The organism is Pseudomonas sp. GL-B-12, assembly GCF_019955895.1.
Taxonomy (GTDB): Bacteria; Pseudomonadota; Gammaproteobacteria; order Pseudomonadales; family Pseudomonadaceae; genus Aquipseudomonas.
On record NZ_JAHBCX010000021.1, the window covers coordinates 28,977 to 54,732 of the forward strand.

The window sequence follows — 25,756 nt, forward strand, 5'->3', positions numbered from 1 at the left end:
TGTCAGGGCTGGATTTGCGGGAAGATCAGGACCTGCATGTTGCCGCGCTGATAGCGCTTGCCGTCGGTGGGCAGCGCCTCGACCTCCTGAATCTCGTCGACGCTGTTGACCCGCATCACCACCCCGACCGAGCCCTTCTTACGCGCCTCGGTCATCCATTGGCCGACGTCATGCTGGGTCACTTTACGCGAGGCCGCGGCCGGATCCGAAAGGCCGTACTTCAGCTCGCCGATGACATTGTAGAGTGCTACCTCCGGACGCTTGGTCAGCCACGACAAGGCCGAGGCCGCCCCCAGGTCGTTGCTCAACAGCGTGGTAGTCTGGTTCAAGCTGTCCAGGTGTTCGGAGATAAACCGGTCGGGCATCTTGCTGTCGACGATCTGGCCCGGCATGGCGGCGGGAAGCAGCGCCACCAGCAGCCAGATGCCGAGGGCCGGCATCGCCCATAACGTCAATGGCCGCAGGATTTGCAGGGCGTTGGCGATGATCCAGCCCAGCAGCACGATGAACGCCAGGGACAGGCTGAACATCTCGGTGTTCTCGTAGATTTCCTTGCTCTGTTGCAGGTACAGCAATGCAACCAGGGCTGTCGTGGCAATGATGACGTTGAGCCAACCGTTGAAACGAATAGTCCGTGATTTGGATTGTTCCACCAGGCCCGTCAGCGCATGCCCCATCAGCAGTGCCATCGGCAACAGGCACGGCATGATGTAGGTCGGCAGCTTGCCGCTGCTCATGCTGAAAATCGCCAATGGCAACAACAACCAGAGCAGGAGAAAACCACCGACGGGCTGACGCTTGTCGTTCCAGGCCTGGATGAATGTCGTTGGCAACAACGCGGCCCAGGGCAGGGCGGAAACAACCAGCATCGGCAAGTAGAACCACCACGGACGGGCGTGTTGCGCATTGTCGGCGGCGAAGCGGCGTACGTGCTCGTTCCAGAAGAAGAAATTCCAGAAATCCGGTTCCTGATGATGAATGGCCAATGCCCAAGGCACGCAGACCGCTGCGGCGACGACGACAGCCAGTGGTCCGTACTGCAACAATTCGCCCATGCGACGCTGCCAGACCATGAAGGGCAGGGCGATCACCGCCGGCAGCAGCCAGGCCAGAAAGCCCTTGGTCATGAAGCCCATGCCACAGGCGATGCCCAGGACCACCCAGGCACCCAGCCGGGCACGCGTGGTGCGGCAGTCGATGGCAAACCACAGGGAAACCAGGCTCAGGTTGACCCAGAGGGTGAACTGCGGATCGAGGTTGGCGTACCCGGCCTGACCGGCAATCAGCCCGAAGCTCATGTAGAGCAGCGCGCAGGCGAAGCTTTTACGTGGATCGCCCCAGAACCGGCGGGCAATCAGGTAGGTCAGCCACACGCTCAGCCCGGTACTCAGCGCTGACGCGATGCGCACCCCGAACAGATTGTCACCAAACACCGCTTGGCCGATGGTAATCATCCAGTACCCGGCAATCGGTTTTTCGAAATAACGCAGGCCCATGAAGTGCGGCGAGACCCAGTTCCCGCCCTGCAGCATTTCCTGGCTGATCTGGGCATAACGGGTTTCATCGGGAATCCACAGGCCGTGGCTCATCAGCGGCAGCAAGTAGAACGCGATGAACGCCAGTACCAGGGCGAACAGCATCCAGCGCTCGTTGGCCGGTGCTGTTGGGGCGTGCAGGCGGGAAGAATGGCCAACAAAATCTGGCAATGGCTGATTTGACGTCATGACTCGACCTTGCGCTGAGAAAGGCTGCTTGAAGAGTGGTATGCAACTTGTCAGAGAGAAAACCGGAATGATATTGAACGCAGAGAAGTTCAATCACACTTCTCCCGTTTTGTTCAGGGTTCATTCAGTCCGGTTTGAAACAACTTAGTGCCAAAGTTCTCGATCCGTAGCGACTTCAGTTTTTTTCTTGTAACAGAGTGTTCCAGTCTTCGGCATTCACAATGCCGAGCACTTGCAGTTGCCCATTGCCATCGATGCGGACAAACAGCGCGCTGCCGTACTCCGCGTCCTTCGCCGCATGCTTCATGCCGGTCTGCTTTACAAAATCCGCGATGCAACCGCTATGGGTCACCAACACAAGGTTGCGCTGGGCAACCTTGTGCGCCACGACATCGTTACGCAAGGTCGTGCCGCACGTAGCCAGCCACTCCTGGGTCCGAGGGTCGCTGTTGAACATGTAATGCGCGGTCTGCACGGTGCGCGTCACCGGGCTGGTGAGGATGTCGGTTTGCGTCAGACCCAGGCGTGCCAGGCCTTGCCCGACACCGGCGGCCGCTTCACTGCCGACACGGGTAATGCCGTCGGCCGGGCCCAGGCAAGGATTGCTGGAACGGTCGCACCGCTCGGCATGACGGACCAGTACCGCAATCTCGCCGGCACTCCATTGTTGTAGTAATTGAGCCCGGGCTTGCGCGCCCTCATGGGCCAGATTGGGCGGGGATTTTGGCCACAGGATAAGGCCGGTGACCACTGCGGCAACGGTCAGGGCACCCATGGCCATTACCGATTTGAAGAGTCGCGACGACGGTTTACGCGAGACGGAGTTGATCAAGTTTGTCCACCAATTGGAGCGCCAGGGAACGTGCCGTTAAAAAAACCTGAAACAGCACAAAGATTTCCGCCGAGACTAAGTTCAGAGAATTTACTGCTGCACAAAGTAAATCTGCGCAGGTGTCGGAGCGGTGAAAGGAATGTGAAAAAATTGCTGAGAAGGTTCGGTCGGGTAATGAGTTGGTTATTGGGAATTATTATCCTTTGTTCCTGCGTGGAATGGCAGCGGGAAACTAACGCGGCTAACGGGACTGGATTCAACGGCGAACTTGTCGCCGTTGAATCGACGGGGGTGGGGGAATCCGAAGTCAAGAGGACGGGCAACCAGCCCGTGTTCCGGCGGCAGCCTGGCTGATCAGCGCGGCCAGGCGCTTGATGTTGTTTTGCTGGGCAAGCACCAGATCATCGATGTTCGCGCCTGAAGGGGTTTGCAAGGTATTGCGGCAAATGACCCTTGCAGGTTCGCTTTCGCCGGCACCGCGCAGGCGCCATTTCACGTCCATCAATGCGTATTGACCGGGGACCGAGTCAAAGCGCTGCACATCGACCCGCACCGAATACCTGCCTTGTACAGGATGGTCGCTCAGTTGATCGGCCAGCGCACTGCGCAATTCATCCACAAAGGTCGCGCCCCACCAATGTGTTTCCAGGATCGCCAGGCCACTGTTGCCCTGGCGAATGACGATCTGCGCGCGATCGACCTGGGGCGGCACGCTGATACTCTCGATCTGAATCACCCCGGTAGTGGTCCTGGAGTGATCACCCACCTGGGCCGGGGTCAGGGTGTGGAATTGAATCGGGTCACTGCGGCAAGCGGCGAGCAGCAACAGTGTGGTGACCAATGTGAACTTCAGCGGAAAAGCCATGGGTGTTGCTCCTGTGCTCAATTGCGCGGTGGCCCTTGCAGATCCATGGGTGCGGCATTGTTCGGACGGCCGCGAAGCAGCGATTCCGGATGCCGTCCCAGGTAATCCGAAAGATCACGCAAGGATCTCGACGTGCGTCCCAGTTCATCCAGGGTCTGCCCCAGTTTTTCCCGTTGCGGCGAATCCTCGGCCAAAGTCGAACTGGCGGATTGCAGGGTCGAATTGGCCGTTTCCAGCGTCTTGCTGACGTCCGACAAGGTGGTTTGCACGACAGGCAAAATCTTGCCGTTGAATTGCATCATGCCTTTGCGCAGTTCGACGAGATTGCCATCGAGATTGCCGGCGATACGCTCGATCGGCAGTTTGTTGATCTTGTCGACCATGGATTCGAGTTTTTCCTGCAATTGCTCGAGGCTGCCCGCAATGGTCGGGATCATGACCGGGCGCGCGTTTGCATCGAAGGCGACTTTGTCGGCCTTGGGGTAAAAGTCCAGGGCAATGTACAGCTGGCCGGTCAGGAAGTTGCCGGTGCGGGCCTGGGCACGCAGGCCGTTTTCGATGAAGGTGCCGATCAGGCGTACGCCAGCGGCTTCGTTATTAGGGTCATGATTGAGCGCCTTGAGCATTTTGATGTGGGCCTGGCCCAGGCGTTGCGGGTAGATCACGATGCCGACGTTGATTGGAAAGGAACGTTTTTTCTCGTCGTAATCCAGATTGACCGCCACCACCTTGCCGATTTCCACACCGAGGAATTCCACCGGGGCATCGACCTTGAGCCCGCGCAGTGCCTGGTCGAAGCGCATGGCCAGGTACTGCGGCTTGCCGTTTGGCGGGGCGAGGGCGGTTTGTTGGTCTTCGAACAGTTCGTAGGCGTACTCTGCGGCAGCAGGCTTATCGTTGGGGCTGTAGTCTGGCGCGCGAAAGGCAATGCCGCCCACCAGCAAGGCAGACAAGGATTCGGTCTTGACCGCAAAACCGTTGGCGCCGACGTTCACGTCAATGCCGCTGGCGTTCCAGAAACGGGTGTTTTCCGTGACGTACTTGTCATTGGGTGCATGGATGAACAGTTCTATGTTCACACCCTTTCCATCCGGGTCCAGCGCGTAGGCCACCACCTGGCCCACCGGGATCTTGCGGTAGTAGACCGGAGAGCCGATATCCAGCGACCCCAGGTCCTGGGTGAACAGGGTGAAACGCTTGCCCGGCTCGCCGTAGGTGATGGGCGGCGGGTTCTCCAGCCCCGTGAAGTTTTTTGCCCGGCCGTTGGCCTGGCCGATATCGGCACCGATGTAATCGCCCGACAGCAGTGTATCGATACCGGACACACCGCCCGCGCCAATGCGCGGCCGCACGACCCAGAATTGTGAATCTTCGCGGGTAAAGCTTTCGGCCTGCTTTTCCAGTTTGATGGTGGCGTTGACGCTCTTCTGGTCATTGGCCAGCTCCACATCGGAGACATGACCAATCACGACATTGCGGTATTTGACCTCGGTTTTATTCGCGGTCAGGCCGTCCCCGGTCTTGAACGTGATAACGATGGTCGGGCCTTGCTGCAACATGCTGTGAACCACCAGCGAAATACCCACCAGCACCGCGACGATCGGGACGATCCAGACCAGCGAAACGCTGAAGCGGCGGGTCTTGATCGGCGCGAGCCCAGGGGCTTGCGGCCCGTCAGTGGCTTGTGACTTCATCCGTGACCTCCTCATTGTGTGGGTTTTCCCGTTCTTTATCCCAGATCATGCGTGGATCGAAACTCATTGCCGACAGCATGGTAAACACCACCACCAGACCAAAAAACAGAATGCCCGGGCGCGGTTCGATATCGGCCAGGGCCTGGAATTTAACCAGCGAGGCTACCAGGGCGACCACGATCACATCGAGCATCGACCAGTAACCGATGACCTCGACGAAGCGGTACAGCGTCGACCGTTCTTTACGTGCCCACTCGCTGTCGCGTTGCACGGTGACCAGCAGCAGTGTGATGGCGACGAACTTGATGCCCGGCACCGCGATACTGGCAATGAAAATGATCAGGGCGATGTCCCAGGCGCCGGCTTCCCAGAACTCCAGCACGCCGCTCATGATCGTGCTGTCGGCGCCATGGCCGACCATTTCGGTGTTCATCACCGGCAACAGGTTGGCCGGGATGTAAAACACCAGGGACGCGATCATGTAGGCCCAGGTGCGGGTCAGCGAATTGGTTTTGCGCCGGTGCAGCGGTGCACCGCAACGCTCGCATTCGTGGGGCTCGAAGGTCATGTCGCAGGCGAGCCCGCAGGTGTGACACAGGCACAGGTTGAGCTCGTCGGCGTAAGGAGGCGTGCTCATACTATGTCCCATAGTTCGCGGATATCGCGCCCGGCGATGCGGATCATCATCAGGCTCAGCGCAGCCAGGGCAAACAACCCTATGCCGGGCAGCACATCGAGCAGTCCGGCGAGCTTGATCACAGCGACCATGGCACCCAGTAAGCAGACTTCGAGCATGCTCCAGGGCCTCAGGGTTTCCAGCCAGCGCATGCAGAATTTGAATCCGGGCGAGCGTCGCCCGCTGAGGGCGAAGCCCAGCACCCAGATCAGCAGCAACAGCTGGAAAATCGGCGCGATGATCATGGCGATTGCCGCCACCATGGCGATGAACGTGATAGGCCCCAGGCTCAGGGCCAGCACCGAGTCCCAGAGCGTTGCGCTGTTCTTCACGCCTTTGAAGCTGATGCTCATCACCGGATAGAAATTGGCGAACAGCCACAGCATCAACGCTGTGAAGGTCAACGCAAGACGCTGTTCTACCGTGAGACCGTTATAGCGCTGAAGCACGCCGCCGCAGCGCGTACACAGGGTTTTTTGATGTTTGGCGAGCGTTACTTTCTGGTACACGCTGTCGCAGTGCTCGCAGATGATCAGTTGATCAGTAGTTGCCATGGGTCAAGCTCAACAGAAGGCAGGAAGTTCAGAGCACCCCCTCAATATAGAAGTGACTCGCAATTGAGCAAATCGAAAGTCGCAACCTGAACACTATCCGCCGCCGGGGGATGGCTCGACCCACGGAATTACATGGGAAGCAAGCGACGAACGACCTCGAATTCCACTGCCTGCAATGCGCGTTTTGAAAATAACCGTACTAGGCTGACTCGGGTGCCTTGAGTAGCAACGGGAGTTCCATTGTTTGGGTCGTTGAACGCCTGGAACTAACCAGAGGCATGGTTTGGGGGTAACTCACCAGGGTCCGGTCACGGATTACTTGAAAACAAGTAGCCGGCCACAAGGATCCGTCCCGATAAAGGAAGGTCGCCATGAAAAGACTCTCGCATCGCTCAAGGTTCTACATTGCAGGTTCATTACTGATAGCGCTTAACGGTATGGCCCAGGCTGCACAAACAGAAAAGACCAATATCCTGTTCATCGTGTCCGACGATACCGGCTACGGCGACCTGGGGCCGTATGGTGGCGGTGTCGGCCGGGGCATGCCGACACCCAGCATCGACGAACTGGCCGCTGAGGGCACAACCTTTTACTCGTTCTACGCGCAACCAAGCTGCACGCCAGGGCGAGCCGCCATGCAGACCGGGCGCATCCCCAATCGCAGCGGCATGACCACCGTGGCCTTCCAGGGCCAGGGCGGTGGTTTGCCCGCCGCCGAGTGGACGCTGGCCTCGGTGCTCAAGACCGGCGGTTACGAGACCTACTTCACCGGCAAGTGGCACCTGGGTGAAGCCGACTATGCGTTGCCCAATGCTCAGGGGTATGACGTGATGAAGTACGTCGGCCTCTATCACCTCAATGCCTATACCTACGCCGACCCGACATGGTTCCCCGACATGGACCCGGAAACCCGGGAAATGTTTACCAAGGTGACCAAGGGCGCACTCTCGGGCAAGGCGGGAGAAAAGGCCGTCGAAGAGTTCAAGATCAACGGCCAGTATGTTGATACGCCGGTCATCGATGGCAAACCCGGTGTAGTCGGGATCCCCTACTTTGACGGTTATGTCGAAAAAGCCGCACTGGAATTCCTCGACACCGCGGCCAAATCCGACAAGCCGTTCTTCATCAACGTCAACTTCATGAAAGTGCACCAGCCGAACCTGCCGGCACCGGAGTTCGTTCACAAGTCGATCTCCAAGTCCAAGTACGCCGACTCGGTGGTCGAACTGGATACGCGCATCGGCCATATCATGGACAAGCTCAAGGCGCTGGGCCTGGATAAAAACACGCTGGTGGTTTACACCACCGACAACGGCGCCTGGCAGGACGTTTATCCGGACGCCGGTTACACGCCATTTCGTGGCACCAAGGGCACTGTGCGCGAGGGCGGTAACCGGGTCCCTGCGATCATGACCTGGCCTGGAAAAATCAAGCCCAATGCCAAGAACCACGATATTCTCGGCGGGCTCGACTTGATGGCGACCTTCGCCTCGGTGGCCGGCATCAAGCTGCCGGAGAAGGACCGCGAAGGTCAGCCGATCTATTTCGACAGCTACGACATGACCCCGGTGATAACCGGCACTGGCCCCGACCCACGTAAAGAGTGGTTCTATTTCACCGAAAACGAGTTGTCGCCGGGGGCGGCCCGCGTAGGCAACTACAAGGCCGTGTTCAACCTGCGTGGCGACAACGGTGTGCCGACCGGTGGCCTGGCCGTGGACACCAACCTGGGCTGGAAAGGTGAGTCGAAGTACGTGGCGGTCGTACCGCAAGTCTTTGACTTGCTGCAAGATCCACAGGAGCGTTACGACATCTTCATGAGTAACGTCACCGAGCGCACCTGGACCATGGTGCCGATCAGTCAGGCGATCAACAAGCTGATGCAGACCTACATCAAATACCCGCCACGCAAGCTGCAAAGCATGGGCTACGACGGGCCGATCGAATTGTCCAAGTACCAGAAATTCCAGTCGATTCGGGAAAGCTTGCAGAAGGAGGGCGTCAATATCCCGGTGCCTAACTAGCGGTGCGGCAGCGGTCTTGCTCAAGACCGCTGCATTTCTGTCAGCCAGGCGGGGGAACTCCCTCGCCACGGCTACCCGGTCAACCGAGCACTTCCCGCATCCGATACCAGAACATGCCAAGGGCCAGCAACGGTGAACGCAGGGCGCGTCCGCCGGGGAAGGTCATGTGCGGCACGGCGCTGAACACGTCGAAGCCTTGGCTGTGGCCGGCATGGATCGCTTCGCCCAACAACTTCGCGCACCAGTGGGTCACGTTCAGTCCATGACCGGAGTAACCCTGGGCGTAGAACACGTTCGGGTGCAGGCTCAGGCGCCCGACCTGGGGAAAGCGGTTGGCCGAGATGCCGATCTTACCGCCCCACTGATAATCGATGCGCACATCGGCCAGTTGCGGGAACACCTTGAGCATTTGCGGGCGCATGTAGGCGCTGATGTCCGAAGGATCGCGCCCGGAGTAATGGCAGGCACCGCCGAACAGCAAACGCCGTTCAGCCGAGAGCCGGTAGTAATCCAGGCCGACTTTCTGATCGCACAGCGCGACGTTGTGCGGGATCAGTTTTGCAGCGGCCTCTTCCGACAAGGGTTCGGTGGCGATGATGTAGCTGCCCGCCGGGAGCACCTTGCCGCTGAGTTTCGGCTCCAGCTCTTCCAGGTGCGCATTGCAGGCCAGTACCAACGTGCCGGCGCGCACCGTGCCACCGGCGCAACGGACCTGCACCGTGCTGCCATGGATCAACTCCAGCACCGGGCTCTGCTCGAAAATTTGCACCCCAAGGGACTCGGCAACTTGCGCTTCGCCAAGGACCAGGTTCAGCGGATGCAAATGCCCCGAGCCCATGTCCACCAGGCCACCGGCATACACACCAGAGTTCACTACTTGTTCACGAATCTGCTCCGGCGCGACCAGTCGGGTTTCAAAGGCATAACCGGACTCGATCAGTTCCGCCTGCTCGGCCTTGAACGCTTTGAACTGGGCCGGGGTATTGGCCAGTTCGCAGAAGCCCCAGCTCAGGTCGCAATCGATGCCGTGCTCGCGGACGCGCTTGGCCACGACTTGCACCGATTCGGTTCCGGCGTGTTCCAGGTATTGCACGCCATCGGCGCCGATGTGCTTGGCGAACCCACTGACGTCATGGCCGATACCACGAATCAACTGGCCACCGTTGCGCCCGCTGGCGCCCCAGCCAATTCGCCGGGCTTCCAGCAGGACCACCGAGAGCCCGCGCTGGGCCAGTTCGATGGCGGTGTTGATGCCGGTGAAACCCGCGCCGACCACGCAGACATCGGCCACCAGGTCCGAGGCCAGCGCGGGACGCTGCCTCATGCCTTTGGCGGACGCTGCGTAATAGGAGTGGGTGTGTTCCTTGGTGTACTGATTCATTTGTTGGACTTCACTTTGCTCCACGAACGGGTCATCAGGCGCATGATCGACTGCGGCGGCGTGGTGGAAATGTAGAGTTTGTCGAGGACTTCCTGGGACGGATAAACCTCGGGGTTGCTGACCAGCTCAGGGTCCATGTACTGCTTGGCGGCCGGGTTCGGGTTGGCGTAGCCAACCGAAGCGCTGACCTTGGCAATCACTTGCGGGTCCAGCAGGTAGTTGATGAAGGCGTGGGCTTCCTTCGGGTTGCTGGCGTCGGCGGGGATGGCCAGCAGGTCGAACCACAGGTTGGCGCCTTCCTTGGGAATGGCGTAGGCGATGTTCACGCCGTTCTTGGCTTCCTTGGCGCGGTTGGCGGCCTGGAACACGTCGCCCGAGTAACCGAACGCCACGCAGATGTCGCCGTTGGCCAAGTCTGAGACGTACTTGGAAGAGTGGAAGTAGGTGATGTAGGGGCGGATCTGCAGCAGCTTGGCTTCGGCCTTTTTGTAGTCCTCGATACTTTCGCTGCGTGGGTCCATGCCCATGTAATTGAGCATCGCCGGGAACACTTCGTCCGCCGAGTCCATCATCGACACGCCGCAGGCGCTGAGCTTCTTGATGTTTTCCGGTTCGAACAGCACGGCCCAGGAGTCGATCTTGTCGATGCCCAGCACAGCCTTGACCTTGTCGACGTTATAGCCGATGCCGTTGGTGCCCCACAGGTACGGCACCGAGTGCGAGTTGCCCGGATCGTTTTTCTCCAGCAGCGTCAGCAGTTTCGGGTCAAGGTTCTTGAAACTCGGCAGTTGCTCGCGATCGAGCTTGAGGAATGCGCCGGCCTTCACCTGACGGGCGAGGAAGTGGTTGGACGGCACCACCACGTCATACCCGGTGCGACCGGCAAGCAGTTTGCCTTCCAGGGTTTCGTTGGAATCGAATACGTCGTAGATCACCTTGATCCCGGTTTTGGCCTGGAAGTCGACGAGGGTGGTATCGCCGATGTAGTCGGTCCAGTTGTAGACGCTGACCTGGGGTTGGGCCTGGGCAACGGCACTGAACAAGACCGCCAGCGCGACCGGGACCACGGATTTCAAAAGACGCATATCGATACCTCTTGGAATTATTGGATTCTTCAGGCAAATCTTTGGTGTTCTGTGTCCTCCTGTGGGAGCGAGGTTTTTAGACGCTCAGCATCAGGAACTCACGCTCCCACGAACTGATCACCCGTTTGAAGTTCTCGTGCTCGGCGCGTTTGACCGCGACATAGCCCCGCACGAACTTGCTGCCCAGGTAGCGGCTGATGGTGTCGCACTCTTCCATCTGGGTCAGGGCGTCCTCGATGGTGATCGGCAGGCGCAGATTGCGACGCTCATAGGCGCGGCCCTGTACCGCAGCGCTCGGCTCGATGCGCTCGACCATGCCCAGGTAACCGCACAACAGGCTGGCAGCGATGGCCAGGTACGGGTTGGCGTCGGCGCCCGGCAGACGGTTCTCGACGCGCATGGCGTCGGGGCTTGAGGTCGGCACGCGCAGGCCGACGGTGCGGTTTTCTTCGCCCCATTCGACGTTCACCGGTGCCGAGGTGTCCGGCAGGAAGCGGCGGAACGAGTTGACGTTCGGGGCGAACATCGGCAGCACTTTCGGGATGTACTTCTGCAGGCCCCCAATGTGGTGCAGGAACAGCTCGCTCATGTTGCCATCGGCATCGGCAAAGATCGGCTGGCCGGTGGCGATGTCCACCACGCTCTGGTGAATGTGCATGGCGCTGCCAGGCTCGTCGCCGACCGGTTTGGCCATGAAGGTTGCCGCCACGTTGTGCTTGAGCGCCGCTTCACGCATGGTGCGTTTGAACACGGTGATCTGGTCAGCCAGGTCCAGGGCGTTGCCGTGACGGAAGTTGATTTCCATCTGCGCCGGGCCGTCTTCGTGGATCAGCGTGTCGAGGTCCAGACCTTGCAGTTCGCACCAGTCGTAGACGTCTTCGAACAGCGGGTCGAATTCGTTGGCCGCGTCGATGGAGAACGACTGACGACCGCTTTCGGCACGGCCCGAACGGCCCATCGGCGCCTTGAGCGGCAGGTCCGGGTCTTCGCAGCGCTGGGTCAGGTAGAACTCCATTTCCGGCGCGACAATCGGCCGCCAGCCCTTGTCGGTGTACAACTGCAGGACTTTCTTCAGCACGTTGCGCGGCGACAGTTCGATCGGGTTGCCGAACTTGTCGAACGTGTCGTGGATCACGATGGCGGTCGGCTCGATGGCCCATGGCACCACGTAGACGGCGTCGGCGTCCGGCTTGCAGACCATGTCGATATCGGCCGGGTCGAGCAGGTCGTAGTAGATGTCGTCGTCGACAAAGTCCCCGGTTACCGTTTGCAGAAGGACACTTTCCGGCAGGCGCATGCCTCGCTCATGCAGGAACTTGTTGGTCGGTGCAATTTTGCCGCGTGCAATGCCGGTCAGATCGCTGACGACGCACTCGACTTCGGTAATCTTGTGATCTTTCAGCCAAGTGAACAGCTGATCGAAAGGGACATTCATAAAGACCTCGTTATTGGTTTTATTAACGCCAGGAGAGACCGGTTTCATCCGCCGGACACTTCCCCTGTAGCGCGTTGACGACTATCTTGTGCGAGCCTTGCGGTTCCATCTATCCACTTTAAGCAGCACGAAGCGCACCAAAAGAGTGCGTAAGGTCGCCCCATGACAGGTTCCAATTCCCTCCAGGTCCAAGCGTTCAACACCGCCGATGTCGCCGAGCAAATCCGCGCCACGCCGGGCTGGGTCCAGCAATACCAGCAGATGTCGCCGGGGCATTTCGCAGGGCTGGTGCGTTATCTGGATCTGCAGGGCGTGGAGATTTACGAAGAGTCGATGAACACCCGGGTCGAGCAGAATTTCAGCGCGCCCCAGGGCTCGTTGTCGTTCTGTTTCGATCGTGGCGACAACGCGCTGTACGTGTTGAATGGCGAGAGCCGCAACATCTGGATCACCCCGGAGAACTACCAGGAAATCGCCGTGGTGTTCGGGCCGGAGTTTGTAAAGCGCCACAGCCTCGACATCGCCAGGCTCGAAGGGTTGTTCATGGCGCCGCTGAACTCCCAGCAGAACGCGCTGTTCTGCCGTTGGCTCAGCGGGACCTTGACGCGGCTGTCGCAGACCTTCGATCCACCGAGCCGCGAAGCGCTGACCCAACAGTTGCTGGAAGATTGCCTGTTCATCCTCGACAACGCCTGTGTCGGCCTCGACCAGAGTGCGTTGCAGCGCCGGGCCGGGGAGCGGGCGATCATGAAGCGGGTAGGGGAATGGGCGGCGGACACGCCGGAAGAACACCTCAACCTGCTGGAGTTGTCCCAGGTTGCCGGGGTTTCACTGCGCCAGTTGCAGCATGCGTTCAAGACCTACACGGGCATGTCGCCGACCCAATGGCTGCGCCTGCGCCGACTCAATAGCGCCCGCCGCGAACTGCTGAGCCGCACGCCCACGCAAACCACCGTGGCTGAAGTCGCCATGCATTGGTCGTTCTGGCATCTGGGGCGGTTTTCCAGCAGCTACCGCGCGCTGTTCAACGAGCTGCCGAGTGACACCCTCAAGCGTGCGAGTGTCACGCCGTCCCCAGGTCGCAGCCGACGTTAGAACGTCGGCGGCGTAATCACCCAGATCACCACCGCATCGACATCGCCGGGGTTGCCGTAGCGGTGCGGTTCCTGGCTGGAAAAGCTGAAGCTGTCGCCTTCATTGAGCTGGAAATGGCGCTCGCCGACCCACAACTCGAAACTCCCCGAGAGCAAGTAGCCGGCTTCTTCACCGTCGTGGCTGTAGCTTTGCTGGCTGTAGGTGCCGGGCGGGAAACGCGAGTGGAGCATTTCCAGTTGGTGGTTGGCTTGCGGCGTCAGCAACTGGTCGACGATGCCGTCTTCGTAATGCACGTTCAGGCGGCTGTTCTTGCGCACCACGACGCCATCGTCTTCGGGCGCGGTGACCGCTTCACTGGCGAAGAACCACTGGATGGTGACGCCGAGGCTGCGGGCAATGTTGAACAGCGCCGGAATCGACGGGTAGGCGAGGTTGCGTTCCAGCTGGCTGATGTAGCCGGCGGTGAGTTCGCTCTGTTGCGCCAGTTCCGCCAGGGTCATGCCCCGGCGCTTGCGCAGGCCGCGAATGCGCGTGCCGAGAAAATGCGGTTCGGCGCTGCCTGATGCGGGCGGGGTCTTGCTGTTGTTGCTCATGGAAAATTCCGAACCGGGGGCTGAGCCAAAGACCACAATCCCTGTGGGAGCGGGCTTGCTCGCGAAAGCGGTTAATCATTCAACATCAATGGCGATTGATCCACCGCGTTCGCGAGCAAGCCCGCTCCCACAGGAGGTTACGCGGACCGTAAAAGCCCCGGAGTATAAACAGCCTTAAAGCTCCCACGCGACTTTCAGGCCTTCATAAATCGCTTCTTCGGCGGTACGCGGCGCCAGGCAGTCGCCGATGCGGCGAAACTCCACCAGCCCTTGCAGTTCGGCGCCCAGGGTATCCACCGGTTGATGGCCCTGACACAGCACCAAGGTGTCGATGTTCTCCATCAGTATCGGTTCGCCACTGGCGGTGTGCTGCAAGTACACCGTGTTGTCATCGCAGCCATACAGCCGCGCGTACGGTGTGATCGGCACGCCCAGCTTGTGCAGCTCGCCGGCCAGTTGATCGCGCACGTACAGCGGCAGGTTTTCTCCGCAATGGGTGCCGTTGACCGCCAATTGCACCTGGTGCCCGGCACGGACCAGACGTTCGGCGATGCCGGGGCCGATCCAGTCGCAGCGCCAGTCGACCACCACCACCGAACGGCCGATCCGTACTTCATCGCGCAGCACTTGCCAGGCGTCCACCACCTGCAATTCACCGCCGCGCTCGAAGGGTGGCCAGTAGGGTTCGGCACCGGTAGCGACGATCACCATGTCCGGTTTTTCCTGCTCCACCAGTGCCCGGTCGACTCGGGTATTGCGCACCACGCGCACGCCGGCCAACTCCATTTCCCGCTGCAGGTTGGTGCTGGCACCGCCGAACTCGCTGCGCCGAGGCAGCAGTTGCGCGAGCAACACCTGACCGCCCAGTTGCGAACTGGCTTCGTACAGCGTCACCTCATGGCCACGTTGGGCCGCGACGGTGGCGGCTTTCATCCCGGCCGGACCACCGCCGGCGATCATGATGCGTTTGCGCTGTGGCGCTTGTCGGCGTTCGCCGAAGATCAGTTCGCGCCCGGTTTCCGGGTGCTGGATGCAGGAAATCGGCAAGCCTTTGTGGAAGTGGCCGATGCAGGCCTGGTTGCAGGCAATGCACGCCCGCACGTCTTCGACGCGGCCGGTGTCGGTCTTGTTGGGCATTTGCGGATCGCAGATCAGCGCGCGGGTCATGCCGCACACATCGGCCTGGCCGCGAGCCAGAATCAGCTCGGCTTCCTGGGGCTGGTTGATGCGCCCGGTGACAAACAACGGAATGTTCAGACTGGCCTTGAACGTCCCGGCTTCCCTGGCCAGGTACGCCGCTTCGATCGCCATGGGCGGCACGATATGCACCGCGCCACCCAGGGATGCCGAAGTGCCGGCGACGATGTGCACGTAATCAAGCTGCGCTTGCAGTGACTGCACGGCGGCCAGGGATTCGTCCTCGGTCAGGCCTTCAGGGTCGCGCTCGTCGGCAGAGATGCGCAGGCCGATGATGAACTGCTCGTCGGTCGCCGCACGCACGGCTTTGATGACCTCGCGTAGAAAACGCAAACGCTGTTCCAGCTCACCGTTGTAGCCATCGGTACGCCGGTTGACCCGCGGGTTGATGAATTGCGCTGGCAGGTAACCGTGGCTGGCCACGACCTCGACGCCGTCGATGCCTGCCTGATGCAGACGGCGGGCGGCAGCGGCATAACCGGCGACGATCTCGTCGATCATGGCCTGGTCCAGCGCACGGGGCATCACCCGGAAGCGTTCGTTGGGCACCGACGAGGCGGAGTAGGCCACCGCCAGCAGGCCATCGCTGGACTCCATGATCTCCCGCCCCGGATGGAACACCTGGGACAACACCACGGTGCCGTGGGCGTGGCAGGTTTGCGCCAGTTTGCGGTAGCCCTCGATGCACGCATCGTCGGTGGCCATCAGCACGTGGGAGGTGTAGCGCGCACTGTCATGCACGCCGGCCACTTGCAGCACGATCAGCCCGGCACCGCCTTCGGCACGCGCCCGGTGATAGGCGATCAATTGTTCATTGACCAGGTTGTCGGTGGGCATCGAGGTGTCGTGCCCGCTGGACATGATGCGGTTCTTCAGGCGCTTGCCACGGATCTCCAGGGGTTCGAACAGGTGCGCGAAGGCGGGTGTCGAGGTCGGCATGGGGCGGGTACTCCTGACAGGCTGAAGCCGAAAGGCCGGGTTTCGGCGTTGTTATTATTTGCCTATAGAAATTTACCATCAGTAAAAAATCAACTTGTTTTTTTACTGTGTCTTACAGTAGTTTCGTCTCGAGCCCGCTCCTGGGCCAAACCTCACAACAATAAAAAAGGGCCGCATCGGCATCTGTCCGGGTGGCACCTGCAAGAGGAACCACTGATGAAATCGCACATGCTCAAGCACGGTTTTTATCCCTTGGTGTTGTCCGTGGCCATGGGCCTGGGCAGCGCCCAGGCAGCATCGGACATGGTGGTGGTCGGATACGGCGGAGCCGGACAAAAAGCCCAGGACGTGGCGTTCTTTCAACCCTTCGCCGCCGTGGATCAAAGCAAGGTGATCCAGAGCGAATACAACGGCGAAATGGCCAGGATCAAAGTGATGGTCGACACCGGCAACGTCGACTGGGACGTGGTGCAGATCGAAGGACCGGACCTGATGCGCGGCTGCGAAGAAGGCATGTACGAGCGCCTGGACTGGGCCCGCCTGGGGCACGCCGACCAGTTGATCCCCGAAGCGGCGCAGGAATGCGGGTCTGCGGCGTTGGTGTGGAGCGTGGCGATTGCCTATGACACCGACAAACTGGCCCAAGCGCCGACCTCTTGGGCAGACTTTTGGGACGTGAAGAAAACCCCCGGCAAGCGTGGGCTGCGTAAACGCGCGGTGTACAACCTGGAGTTCGCCTTGCTGGCGGACGGGGTGAAAACCGAAGACGTCTACAAGGTACTCGGCACCCCGCAGGGTGTGGACCGGGCATTCGCCAAACTCACTGAACTCAAGCCTTACATCCAGTGGTGGGAGGCGGGCGCACAACCGCCGCAATGGCTGACCGCCGGCGATGTGGTGATGACCTCGACCTACAGCGGACGCATCGCCGACGCCGCGCAGAAAGGCAGCCACCTCGGCCTGGTCTGGCCCGGCAGCCTGTACGGCATGGATTACTGGGCGATCATCAAAGGCTCCCGGCACGTGGATCAGGCCACGCGCTTTATCGCCTTCGCCAACCAGCCGGACGCCCAGATCAACTACGTGCAGCAGATTCCCTACGGCCCGACCAACACCCAGGCCGCCGCACGGCTGGACGACAAACTGGCGCAATGGGTGCCCACGGCGCCGCAGAACCTCAAGGACGCGCTGTCGATGAACGTCGGTTTCTGGGTCGATCATGGCGAAGAGCTCGAAGAGCGCTTCAACGCCTGGGCCAGCAAATAAACGCGGACGGCTGGACGTGTCCAAGCGTCCAGCCTTACTGTCTGCCCCAGCCGATCAGCCTGGAGAACCACAAGAATGAACAACATCGCCAGCCACCTGGCCCCTGAACGCAGCGCCACCGAGCAGCGCCTGCGTGAGGAACTGGCGGCCTGTTACCGCTTGATTGCGCACTTTCGCATGACCGATCTGATCTTCACCCACATCTCGGTACGCATTCCGGGGCTGGAGCATCACTTTCTGATCAACCCTTACGGGTTGATGTTCGATGAAATCACTGCGTCCAACCTGGTCAAGATCGACCTCGATGGCCACGCCGTGGAGCCGTCGCCGTACCCGGTGAATCCGGCCGGTTTCGTGATCCACAGCGCCATTCATGGCGCCCGTGAAGATGCGCAATGCGTGCTGCACACCCATACCAAATCCGGCTGTGCGGTGGCGGCGTTGAAGTGCGGGCTGTTGCCGGTGAACCAGATTTCCATGGAGTTTTATGGCCGTGTTGCCTACCACGACTACGAGGGCGTGGCGCTGGACCTGAGCGAGCAACAACGCTTGGTGGCGGACCTGGGCGACAAATCGGTACTGATGCTGCGCAACCATGGTTTGCTCACCGTTGGCGAGACCGTGAGCCAGGCATTCCTGCGCATGTACTACCTGGAAAAAGCCTGTGAAATCCAGTTGGCCGCCCAAGCCGCCGGTGAAGTTGTGCTGCCGTCGCACGAGGTCTGCGCGCATACCGAGCGGCAGTTCAATGATCCGGGGCGACCGTTGGAGGATGGGGAGCTGAGTGATCCCGATGCCATGCAACTGGCCTGGGCGGCGTTGTTGAGAATGCTGGATCGAGTGGCGCCGGGGTATCGGGACTGATCCGGGTTCTGTGTTGTTTGAGCTGGCCCCTTCGCGAGCAAGCCCGCTCCCACAGGGGGAGGTAGGTGTACGCAAAATCTGTGACCAACAAAAAAACCTGTGGGAGTGGCGGTGCGACGATTCGACTTGCCCGCGAAGCAGGCACCACGGTCTACCAGACTGGCAACTGACTGGAGAAATGGCCCGCTCTTGCTGTACAGTCGTTCAGCCCGCCGCTAACCCGCGCGGGCTTAAACGATTAAACCAAGGAGCGTGTCGCCCATGAACCAGGAAGCCCGTTTTTCCCGCATGGAACCGGAGTTGCGCAAAGCCAACCTGATCGAGGCGACGCTGGTGTGCCTCAAGCGTCACGGCTTCCAGGGCGCGTCGATCCGCAAGATATCCGCCGAGGCCGGAGTCTCGGTGGGGCTGATCAGCCATCACTATTCCGGCAAGGATGAACTGGTGGCCGAGGCCTACATGGCGATCACTGGGCGGGTCATGACCCTGCTGCGCGACGCGATGGAGCAAGCCGCGCCGAATGCCCGGGAGCGCTTGTCGGCGTTTTTCCGCGGATCGTTTTCCGCCGAGCTGCTCGATCCGCAACTGATCGATGCGTGGCTGGCGTTCTGGGGCGCGGTGAAAACCGCCGAGGCCATCAACCAGGCCCACGATCATTCCTATGGCGAGTATCGCGGCATCCTGCGCAAGGTGCTGGCGGAACTGGCCCGGGAGGAAGGCTGGGAAAACTTCGACGCCGACCTCGCCGCCATCAGCCTCAGCGCCTTGCTCGACGGCTTGTGGCTGGAGTCCGGGCTGAACCCCGGCACCTTCACCCCGGAGCAGGGCATCCAGATTTGCGAGGCCTGGGTCGATGGTTTGCAGGCCGGCGGACGCCAGCGCTTCTGCGTGCAGACGAGCGACTGTTGATCAGTCGTTCAGCAATCGATACTCTCTGGCGCCGATGCAGGAAAACACTCTAATAAGAAACTGGCCTCAGGGCCTATGCCGGACACCAAGCGATGACTCCTCGGGTATTGATCGTCGATGACGATCCGCTGATTCGCGATCTGCTGCACGCCTACCTGTCCCAGGAAGGCTACGACGTCCATTGCGCCGCCACGGCGGAACTGGCGGAAACCTTCCTCGCCAGCCAGAGCGTCGACCTGGTGATGCTCGACATCCGCCTGCCGGGCAAGGACGGCCTGACCCTGACCCGCGAACTGCGGGTGCGTTCGGAAGTCGGGATCATCCTGATCACCGGGCGCTTTGATGAGATCGACCGTATTGTCGGCCTCGAATGCGGCGCCGATGACTACGTGATCAAACCCCTCAATCCAAGGGAACTGGTGTCCCGGGCGAAAAACCTGATTCGCCGGGTACGACATGCGCAAACGCCAGCGCCGGCCGTCGCGGCGGCCAAGCCGGTCAAGCAGTTCGCCGACTGGGCGCTGGACACCGACCGCCGTCGTCTGATCGACCCGTCCGGCAGCGAAACCCTGCTGACCCACGGCGAATACCAATTGCTCAGCGTGTTCCTGCGCAACAGCGGCCACACCCTCAGCCGCGATCAGTTGATGGACCAGATCCGCAACCGCGAATGGGTGCCCAACGACCGCTCCATCGACGTGCTGGTCGGGCGCCTGCGCCGCAAGTTGCACGACGATCCGGCCGAACCCCAATTGATCATCACCATTCACGGCGCCGGTTACCTGTTCACCGCCAGCGTGGCGGCCTGAAGCTGATGGCGCGATGGCTTTGCCTGCTGGCGGTGCTGGTGGCCGGCCATGCCGTCGCGGCGGACAAGGTTCGCTATTGCGATTACCCGGTGTATCCGCCGATCTCCTGGAGCGATGGCAAACAAGTGCGCGGCCTGGCACCGAACGTGGTTAAAAACCTGTTCGGCCAGTTGGGTTACGAGGTCGAGATGGTTGTGCTGGGCAACTGGAAACGCTGCCTGCTGGACGCCGCTGAAGGCCGGGTCGATGTGGTGCTGGCCTACAGCACCGCGCAACGGGAGCAGAGCATGCTGTTCTCGACGGTGCCGGTCTTGCGTGAAGAAGTGGCATTGTTCATCAACCGCCAGCATCCGGTGAAATTCGATCAACTGGACGACTTGGCCCATTACCGTGGCGGCCTGTTGTTTGGCGAGAGTTACGGCGTGGAGTTCGATCGCATGGTCGCGCGCAACAACAATATCGAATGGGTTTCCGACAGCCACCAGAACTTCGGCAAGCTGATTCGCGGGCGCATCGATTTCATCACCCAGGAGCGGCGCACCGGCCAGTTGTATGTGGAAAACCTGCCCGGCGGCCAGGACATCGTTGCCTTGCCCAAAGCCTTGAGCGTGGATTATCTGCGGGTTGCGGTGTCGCGGCGCTCGCCCTTGGCCGCTCGCATGCCCGAGATCAATGCGCAGTTGCAGCGCATGGTCGATGCCGGAGACATCGAGCGCTGGCTCAACGAAAGCGAAGTGACCTACCGCGACATGATCAACCTGCCGGCGGATGCGCAATGATTCGCGCCCGTCCCGGTGGACTGTTGCGGCGCCTGTTGCTGTTCATCCTGTTGTTCAGCCTGTGCTTCACCGTGCTGGCCAGCAGCGTGCAACTGTACATCGAGTATCGACGGGAAATGCGCGACATAGATTCGCGCATGGAGCTGATCCGCGCTGGCTACCTGGCCAGCCTGGAACGCAGCCTCTGGGACTTGAACCAGGAACAGTTGAACGTGCAGTTGCGCGGGCTGGTGGACTTCTCCGACGTCGCGCGGGTGCACTTGAGCAGCGCCGATTTCGACCTGGTACAGGGTAATCCGCACCCCACGGGACCGCTGCGCATCGAGCGCTTTGCCCTGGACTATCAGCCACCGTCCGGCCTGTTGCGCCACCTTGGCGAGCTGGAAGTGAGCACGGATCTGGGGGCGGTGTACCAGCGTCTCTATGCCACCGGTTTGACCAGCCTGCTGTGGATGGCGGTGTTCCTCTGCGGTCTGGCCGTTGCCTTGTCGGGGCTGTTTTATCGGCTGGTGACCCGGCACCTGAAAGTCATGGCCGAGTTTGCCCGGCGCATCGCGGCCGGTGAATGGCATGAGCCCCTGCACCTGGACAAGCGTCGCGGCAGTGACGAAATCGACACCGTGGCCCATGCGCTGGACGATATGCGTCGGGCGATCCTGCGGGACATCGAACGCCGGGAAACCGATCGCCTGGCCCTGCAGGACAACCGTGACGAATTGCTGAAAATGGTCGAGCGCCGCACCGCCAGCCTGATGCGCGCCAAAGATGAGGCGGAAGCGGCCAACCTTGCCAAGTCGCGGTTTCTGGCGACCATGAGCCACGAACTGCGCACGCCCCTCAATGGCATTCTCGGCATGGCCGAATTGTTGCGCGGCGCGCGCCTGGATGCCCAGGACGGCAAACGCCTGGATGCCTTGCACAAGGCCGGCGAAGGCTTGCTGACGATCCTCAACGAAGTGCTGTATTTCGCCAAGCTGGAGGAGGGCGTCAGCCATCCCGAACCGGTAGATTTCTCGTTGCGCCAGTTGCTCGACGAGGTGCTGACACTGTTGGAACCGCGAGCGCTGAACAACGACACGATCCTCAGTTGCCGCATCGATCAGCGGGTTGCCGAGCATCACCACGGCGCCGAGCAGTTCCTGCGTCAGGTGCTGAGCAACCTGCTGGCCAACGCGATCAAGTTCACCGAAGGCGGCGAAGTCAGCGTCGAGGTGGCGCTGCTCAGCGAAACCGGAGAACAGACCGGGCAGCGCCTGCGGGTCAGTGTCACGGACGACGGCATCGGCATTGCCCCGGCGATGCAGGCGAAGATTTTCGAGCGGTTCACCCAGGCCAGCGAAGAAGTCGCGCAACGTTTTGGTGGCACGGGGTTGGGGTTGGCGATCTGCAAACATCTGGTGGAGCAGATGGGCGGCTGCATCGGCGTGGACAGTGAAGAGGGGCGCGGAAGTTGCTTCTGGTTCGAGCTGTCCTTGCAGCCGGCCAGTGCTGTGGTTGAAGTCGCGCCGGTTCGCGCGGCGGGGCCGGCACTGAACATCCTGGTGGTCGAAGACGTTGAACTCAATCGCGAAGTGGCCAAAGGATTGCTGCAACGGGACGGCCACCGGGTGTGGCTGGCCGAAGAAGCGGATCAGGCGCTGCAACACTGCGCGGCGCAGGTGTTCGACCTGATGCTGCTGGACGTGCATCTGCCGGGCATCAGCGGTGTCGAGCTGTGCCGGCAGATCCGCCACAGCGACGGGCCGAACCGCCATACGCGCATTTTCGCCCTGACCGCCAGCGTGCAACCGGCACTGTTGCGCGGTTATCTGGAGGCCGGGATGGACGGTGTCCTGGCCAAGCCCTTGAAGCTGGAAAACCTGCGCCAGGTGCTGGAAGGGCATGCGCCTGTGGCCGAGTCGCTGCCGAGCGATGAGGCAATGGACTGGCCGCTGTTGCAGACCCATCGCAGCCTGCTCGGCGCGCAAAAGGTCCAGGGCCTGCTGGCGGTGCTACGTGACTCGATCCTGCAACACCGTGACGCGCTGCATGAAGCCATGGACGCCGACGACTGCACAGAGGTCGCGCAACTGGCTCACCGCCTGGCCGGTAGCTGCGATTCCCTGGGTTTTCGGGCCTTGGCCAGCACCTTGAGGGCGCTGGAGACCTTGGCGCTGGCAAACGATGAGTCGGCGATCCAGCGCATGAGCCCCGCGCTCGATGAGCAATTGCAGCACTCACTCGACACCCTCGAAGGCCTGTTGCAGAGCTGACGTACAAGTTTGTTACGACTTTGTACAACTTCGATCTTTACGGTCAACGCGAACTTACATGGCTTTCCAATAATCGACGCAACCGCCGCAGCGCGGTCTTCGAAGCTTAATGGAGATAATAATAATGAATTGCCGTAAAGCTGATCCCTCCCTGCGCCGTGACGTCCTGTCGCGCGCTGTACACCTCACTGACTGCTGAGGTGCCGACATGAACGAAAATACTGATCGTAAAGGCATACAGCTGACCCGCGCCCTGAAGAGCCGGCACATCTTCATGCTGTCCCTGGGCGGCGTCATCGGCACCGGGTTGTTCATGGGCTCCGGCGTGACCATCAATCAGGGCGGCCCGGTGGGGGCGATCCTGGCTTACCTGGTCGCGGGTTTCCTGATGTACCTGGTGATGGTCTGCCTGGGCGAACTGTCGGTGCAAATGCCGGTGTCCGGTTCGTTCCAGACCCACGCCACCAAATTCATCGGTCCGGCCACCGGGTTCATGATCGGCTGGGTGTACTGGATGAGCTGGGCCACCACCGTGGGCCTGGAGTTCACCGCCGCCGGTATGCTGATGACCCGCTGGTTCCCGACCGTGCCGATCTGGTACTGGTCGGCGCTGTTCGTGGTGGTGCTGTTCGCTATCAATGCCATGGCGACCCGTGCCTTTGGTGAAGCCGAATACTGGTTCTCGGGGATCAAGGTCGCGGCGATTCTCGGTTTCATCGTGGTCGGCGTGCTGGTGATCTTCGGCGTGATGCCCCTGAGCAGTGGCGCACCGGCACCGATGGCGACCAACCTGATCGGCGATTCGTTGTTCCCCAACGGTCTGTCGGCGGTGTTCGCGGTGATGATGACCGTGGTCTACGCGTTCCAGGGTTGCGAGATCATGGGCGTGGCCGCCGGTGAAACCGATCAGCCGGAAAAGAGCATTCCCCGCGCCGTACGCAACGTGGTGTTCCGCGTGCTGATCTTCTATGTGCTTGCGATTATCGTGCTGTCGGCCATCGTGCCGTGGCAGCAGGCGGGCCTGATGGAAAGCCCGTTCGTGCAGGTGTTCGACATGGTCGGCATTCCCTACGCCGCCGACCTGATGAATTTCGTGATCCTCACCGCGATCCTGTCGGTGGGCAACTCCGGCCTGTACGCCTCGACGCGCATCCTGTGGGCGATGTCGAAAACCGGCATGGCGCCGAAAAGCCTGTCTCCTTTGAGCAAGCGCGGCGTGCCGCTGCGCGCCTTGAGCATCACCCTGTGCTTCGCGCTGGTGTCGCTGATGACCAGCTTCGTCGCCGCCGACACCTTGTTCATGGTGCTGATGGCGGTGAGCGGCATGTCCGGCACCGTGACCTGGATTGTCATCGCGCTGGCGCAGTACAAGTTCCGCAAGGCGTACTTGCGTGACGGCGGCAAACTCAGCGATCTGAAATACCGCGCGCCGTGGTTCCCGGTATTGCCGCTGATGTGCATCACGCTGTGCTGCTCGCTGTTCGTGTTCCTGGCCCTGGATGAAACCCAGCGTCCGTCGCTGTATTGGGGCTTTGGCTTCATTGCCCTGTGCTATGGCGCGTACTTCCTGATCCATCGCAAGCGTCAGGGCGTGTTGGCGCCGAGCTTGCCGACTGCCTGATCCCTTGAACTAAACACCATCCCCCTTGTGGGAGCGGGCTTGCTCGCGAAAGCGGAGTGTCAGTCACCATCAATGTTGACTGACAGGGCCTCTTCGCGAGCAAGCCCGCTCCCACAGTTGTTTTGTGGTGGATGTGAAAGCTGCGACATACCACGTGTCGCCAGTTGTTCGAAGTTGTAACAGCGCCAATGGCTTACGCTCGCCCATTTATAAATAATTCAATAAAACCAATGTGTTACATGATTTTTGAGCTTGTTACAGCCCATTTCTCCGCCGATTGCCGCCTTACTGAACACTCGTTTAGTATGGCCTCAAGTCGCATCACCTCAGACCAATCACAATAATTCGAGGATTCCCATGACCACTCAATCGTCGCTGCTCAGCCAGGTCGAAGCAGGCGTTGCCTGGATCACCCTCAATCGCACTGCCCAGCGCAATGCGCTGGACATTCCGACGCTGAAAAACCTGCATGCCTTGCTCGACGGTTTCAACGCCGATCCAGCGGTGCGTGTGGTGGTGCTCACCGGCAGCGGCCGCAGTTTCTGCGCCGGCGCCGACCTCGATGAATGGGCCGATGCCGAAGCCCGGGGCGCCTTGGAAACCTATGGCTGGACCGAAACAGCCCACGCCCTGATGACCCGCCTGCACAGCCTGGAAAAACCCACCATCGCCGCCATCAATGGCACCGCCGTCGGCGCCGGGATGGACCTGACCCTGTGCTGCGACCTGCGCATCGCCGGGCAATCGGCGCGCTTCAAGGCCGGCTACACCAGCATGGCGTATTCGCCGGATGCCGGCGCCAGTTGGCACCTGCCGCGTTTGATCGGCAGCGAACAGGCCAAGCGCCTGCTGTTCCTCGATGAACTGTGGAGTGCTGACCGTGCACTCGACGCCGGTCTGGTCGGCGATGTCTGTGCCGACGATCAACTGCTGACGGTCACCAGCGAATTGGCCGCACGCCTGGCCGCCGGCCCGACCTTTGCCTTCGCCCAGACCAAAAAACTCATGCGTGAAGGCGCAGAACGCAGCCTGCCGGAACAGCTGCAAGCCGAACTCGCCGCCGGCCTGCTCTGCGGTCGCAGCGAAGACGGCAACGAAGCCCTGCGCGCCGCCATGGAAAAACGCCCGGCACGCTTCATCGGTCGTTGATTCCTCTCCATCT

Annotated in this window: 21 protein-coding genes; 10 read left to right on the forward strand and 11 right to left on the reverse strand. The window is 60.8% G+C overall.

The window, feature by feature from the left end:
* Positions 1–2: 2 nt before the first annotated feature.
* The 6 genes from arnT to KGA85_RS12470 form a co-directional block, all read right to left on the reverse strand.
* Positions 3–1,724, reverse strand: a complete 1,722-nt coding sequence (gene arnT / locus KGA85_RS12445) for a lipid IV(A) 4-amino-4-deoxy-L-arabinosyltransferase (protein ID WP_223461173.1) — start codon at positions 1,722–1,724, stop codon at positions 3–5.
* A 175-nt stretch (positions 1,725–1,899) separates the two neighbouring features.
* Positions 1,900–2,556, reverse strand: coding sequence for a histidine phosphatase family protein (locus KGA85_RS12450; RefSeq protein ID WP_223461175.1), 657 nt, complete (start codon positions 2,554–2,556; stop codon positions 1,900–1,902).
* Between the two features lie 307 nt (positions 2,557–2,863).
* Complete coding sequence (locus KGA85_RS12455) at positions 2,864–3,421, reverse strand: membrane integrity-associated transporter subunit PqiC (RefSeq protein ID WP_223461177.1); 558 nt, start codon at positions 3,419–3,421, stop codon at positions 2,864–2,866.
* Positions 3,422–3,438: 17 nt separating this feature from the next.
* Positions 3,439–5,115, reverse strand: coding sequence for an intermembrane transport protein PqiB (locus KGA85_RS12460; protein WP_223461179.1), 1,677 nt, complete (start codon positions 5,113–5,115; stop codon positions 3,439–3,441).
* Positions 5,096–5,752: a paraquat-inducible protein A gene (locus tag KGA85_RS12465; RefSeq protein WP_223461181.1), complete on the reverse strand. Its 657-nt coding sequence runs from the start codon at positions 5,750–5,752 to the stop codon at positions 5,096–5,098. The genes KGA85_RS12460 and KGA85_RS12465 overlap by 20 nt, the downstream gene beginning before the upstream one ends.
* On the reverse strand, positions 5,749–6,345 hold the full coding sequence (locus KGA85_RS12470) for a paraquat-inducible protein A (RefSeq protein ID WP_223461183.1): 597 nt from the start codon (positions 6,343–6,345) through the stop codon (positions 5,749–5,751). The genes KGA85_RS12465 and KGA85_RS12470 overlap by 4 nt, the downstream gene beginning before the upstream one ends.
* Positions 6,346–6,716: 371 nt before the next feature.
* Between KGA85_RS12470 and KGA85_RS12475 the strand changes: the two genes are divergently transcribed.
* Positions 6,717–8,369, forward strand: a complete 1,653-nt coding sequence (locus KGA85_RS12475; protein WP_223461184.1) for an arylsulfatase — start codon at positions 6,717–6,719, stop codon at positions 8,367–8,369.
* A gap of 79 nt (positions 8,370–8,448) precedes the next feature.
* On the opposite strand, the gene KGA85_RS12480 is transcribed toward KGA85_RS12475, so the two are convergent.
* The 3 genes from KGA85_RS12480 to KGA85_RS12490 all read right to left on the reverse strand — a co-directional run bounded on the left by KGA85_RS12480 (position 8,449) and on the right by KGA85_RS12490 (position 12,270).
* A complete protein-coding gene (locus KGA85_RS12480; protein ID WP_223461186.1) occupies positions 8,449–9,750 on the reverse strand; it encodes an NAD(P)/FAD-dependent oxidoreductase in 1,302 nt (433 codons plus the stop codon).
* Positions 9,747–10,835: a polyamine ABC transporter substrate-binding protein gene (locus tag KGA85_RS12485; protein WP_223461189.1), complete on the reverse strand. Its 1,089-nt coding sequence runs from the start codon at positions 10,833–10,835 to the stop codon at positions 9,747–9,749. Before KGA85_RS12485 ends, KGA85_RS12480 begins: the two co-directional genes overlap by 4 nt.
* Positions 10,836–10,911: 76 nt before the next feature.
* Positions 10,912–12,270 carry a glutamine synthetase family protein gene (locus tag KGA85_RS12490; protein ID WP_007974329.1) on the reverse strand — a complete coding sequence of 453 codons (1,359 nt, stop codon included), beginning with the start codon at positions 12,268–12,270 and terminating at the stop codon, positions 10,912–10,914.
* Between the two features lie 162 nt (positions 12,271–12,432).
* Between KGA85_RS12490 and KGA85_RS12495 the strand changes: the two genes are divergently transcribed.
* Complete coding sequence (locus KGA85_RS12495; RefSeq protein WP_223533664.1) at positions 12,433–13,365, forward strand: helix-turn-helix domain-containing protein; 933 nt, start codon at positions 12,433–12,435, stop codon at positions 13,363–13,365.
* Here KGA85_RS12495 and KGA85_RS12500 read toward each other — a convergent pair.
* Entirely contained in the window at positions 13,362–13,958 is a 597-nt protein-coding gene (locus KGA85_RS12500; protein WP_223461193.1) for a helix-turn-helix domain-containing protein, read from the reverse strand. The two genes, KGA85_RS12495 and KGA85_RS12500, sit on opposite strands and share 4 nt — an antisense overlap.
* Before the next feature lie 174 nt (positions 13,959–14,132).
* Positions 14,133–16,094, reverse strand: coding sequence for an FAD-dependent oxidoreductase (locus KGA85_RS12505; protein WP_223461195.1), 1,962 nt, complete (start codon positions 16,092–16,094; stop codon positions 14,133–14,135).
* A gap of 216 nt (positions 16,095–16,310) precedes the next feature.
* Here KGA85_RS12505 and KGA85_RS12510 point away from each other — a divergent pair, with 216 nt between their 5' ends.
* The 8 genes from KGA85_RS12510 (at position 16,311) to KGA85_RS12545 (ending at position 25,743) form a co-directional block, all read left to right on the forward strand.
* Entirely contained in the window at positions 16,311–17,360 is a 1,050-nt protein-coding gene (locus KGA85_RS12510) for an ABC transporter substrate-binding protein (protein ID WP_223533665.1), read from the forward strand.
* A gap of 75 nt (positions 17,361–17,435) precedes the next feature.
* Complete coding sequence (locus KGA85_RS12515) at positions 17,436–18,224, forward strand: class II aldolase/adducin family protein (protein WP_223543153.1); 789 nt, start codon at positions 17,436–17,438, stop codon at positions 18,222–18,224.
* A 261-nt stretch (positions 18,225–18,485) separates the two neighbouring features.
* The gene (locus KGA85_RS12520) at positions 18,486–19,133 is read left to right on the forward strand and encodes a TetR family transcriptional regulator C-terminal domain-containing protein (RefSeq protein WP_110659255.1); all 648 of its coding nucleotides are present in this window, start codon (positions 18,486–18,488) and stop codon (positions 19,131–19,133) included.
* Between the two features lie 92 nt (positions 19,134–19,225).
* The gene (locus tag KGA85_RS12525) at positions 19,226–19,942 is read left to right on the forward strand and encodes a response regulator (RefSeq protein WP_223461201.1); all 717 of its coding nucleotides are present in this window, start codon (positions 19,226–19,228) and stop codon (positions 19,940–19,942) included.
* Between the two features lie 5 nt (positions 19,943–19,947).
* Positions 19,948–20,721: a substrate-binding periplasmic protein gene (locus tag KGA85_RS12530; protein ID WP_223461203.1), complete on the forward strand. Its 774-nt coding sequence runs from the start codon at positions 19,948–19,950 to the stop codon at positions 20,719–20,721.
* A complete protein-coding gene (locus KGA85_RS12535; RefSeq protein WP_223461205.1) occupies positions 20,718–22,973 on the forward strand; it encodes an ATP-binding protein in 2,256 nt (751 codons plus the stop codon). The genes KGA85_RS12530 and KGA85_RS12535 overlap by 4 nt, the downstream gene beginning before the upstream one ends.
* A 208-nt stretch (positions 22,974–23,181) precedes the next feature.
* Positions 23,182–24,594, forward strand: coding sequence for an amino acid permease (locus tag KGA85_RS12540; protein ID WP_223461207.1), 1,413 nt, complete (start codon positions 23,182–23,184; stop codon positions 24,592–24,594).
* Positions 24,595–24,951: 357 nt separating this feature from the next.
* Positions 24,952–25,743, forward strand: a complete 792-nt coding sequence (locus KGA85_RS12545; RefSeq protein WP_223461209.1) for an enoyl-CoA hydratase/isomerase family protein — start codon at positions 24,952–24,954, stop codon at positions 25,741–25,743.
* Positions 25,744–25,756 lie beyond the last annotated feature (13 nt).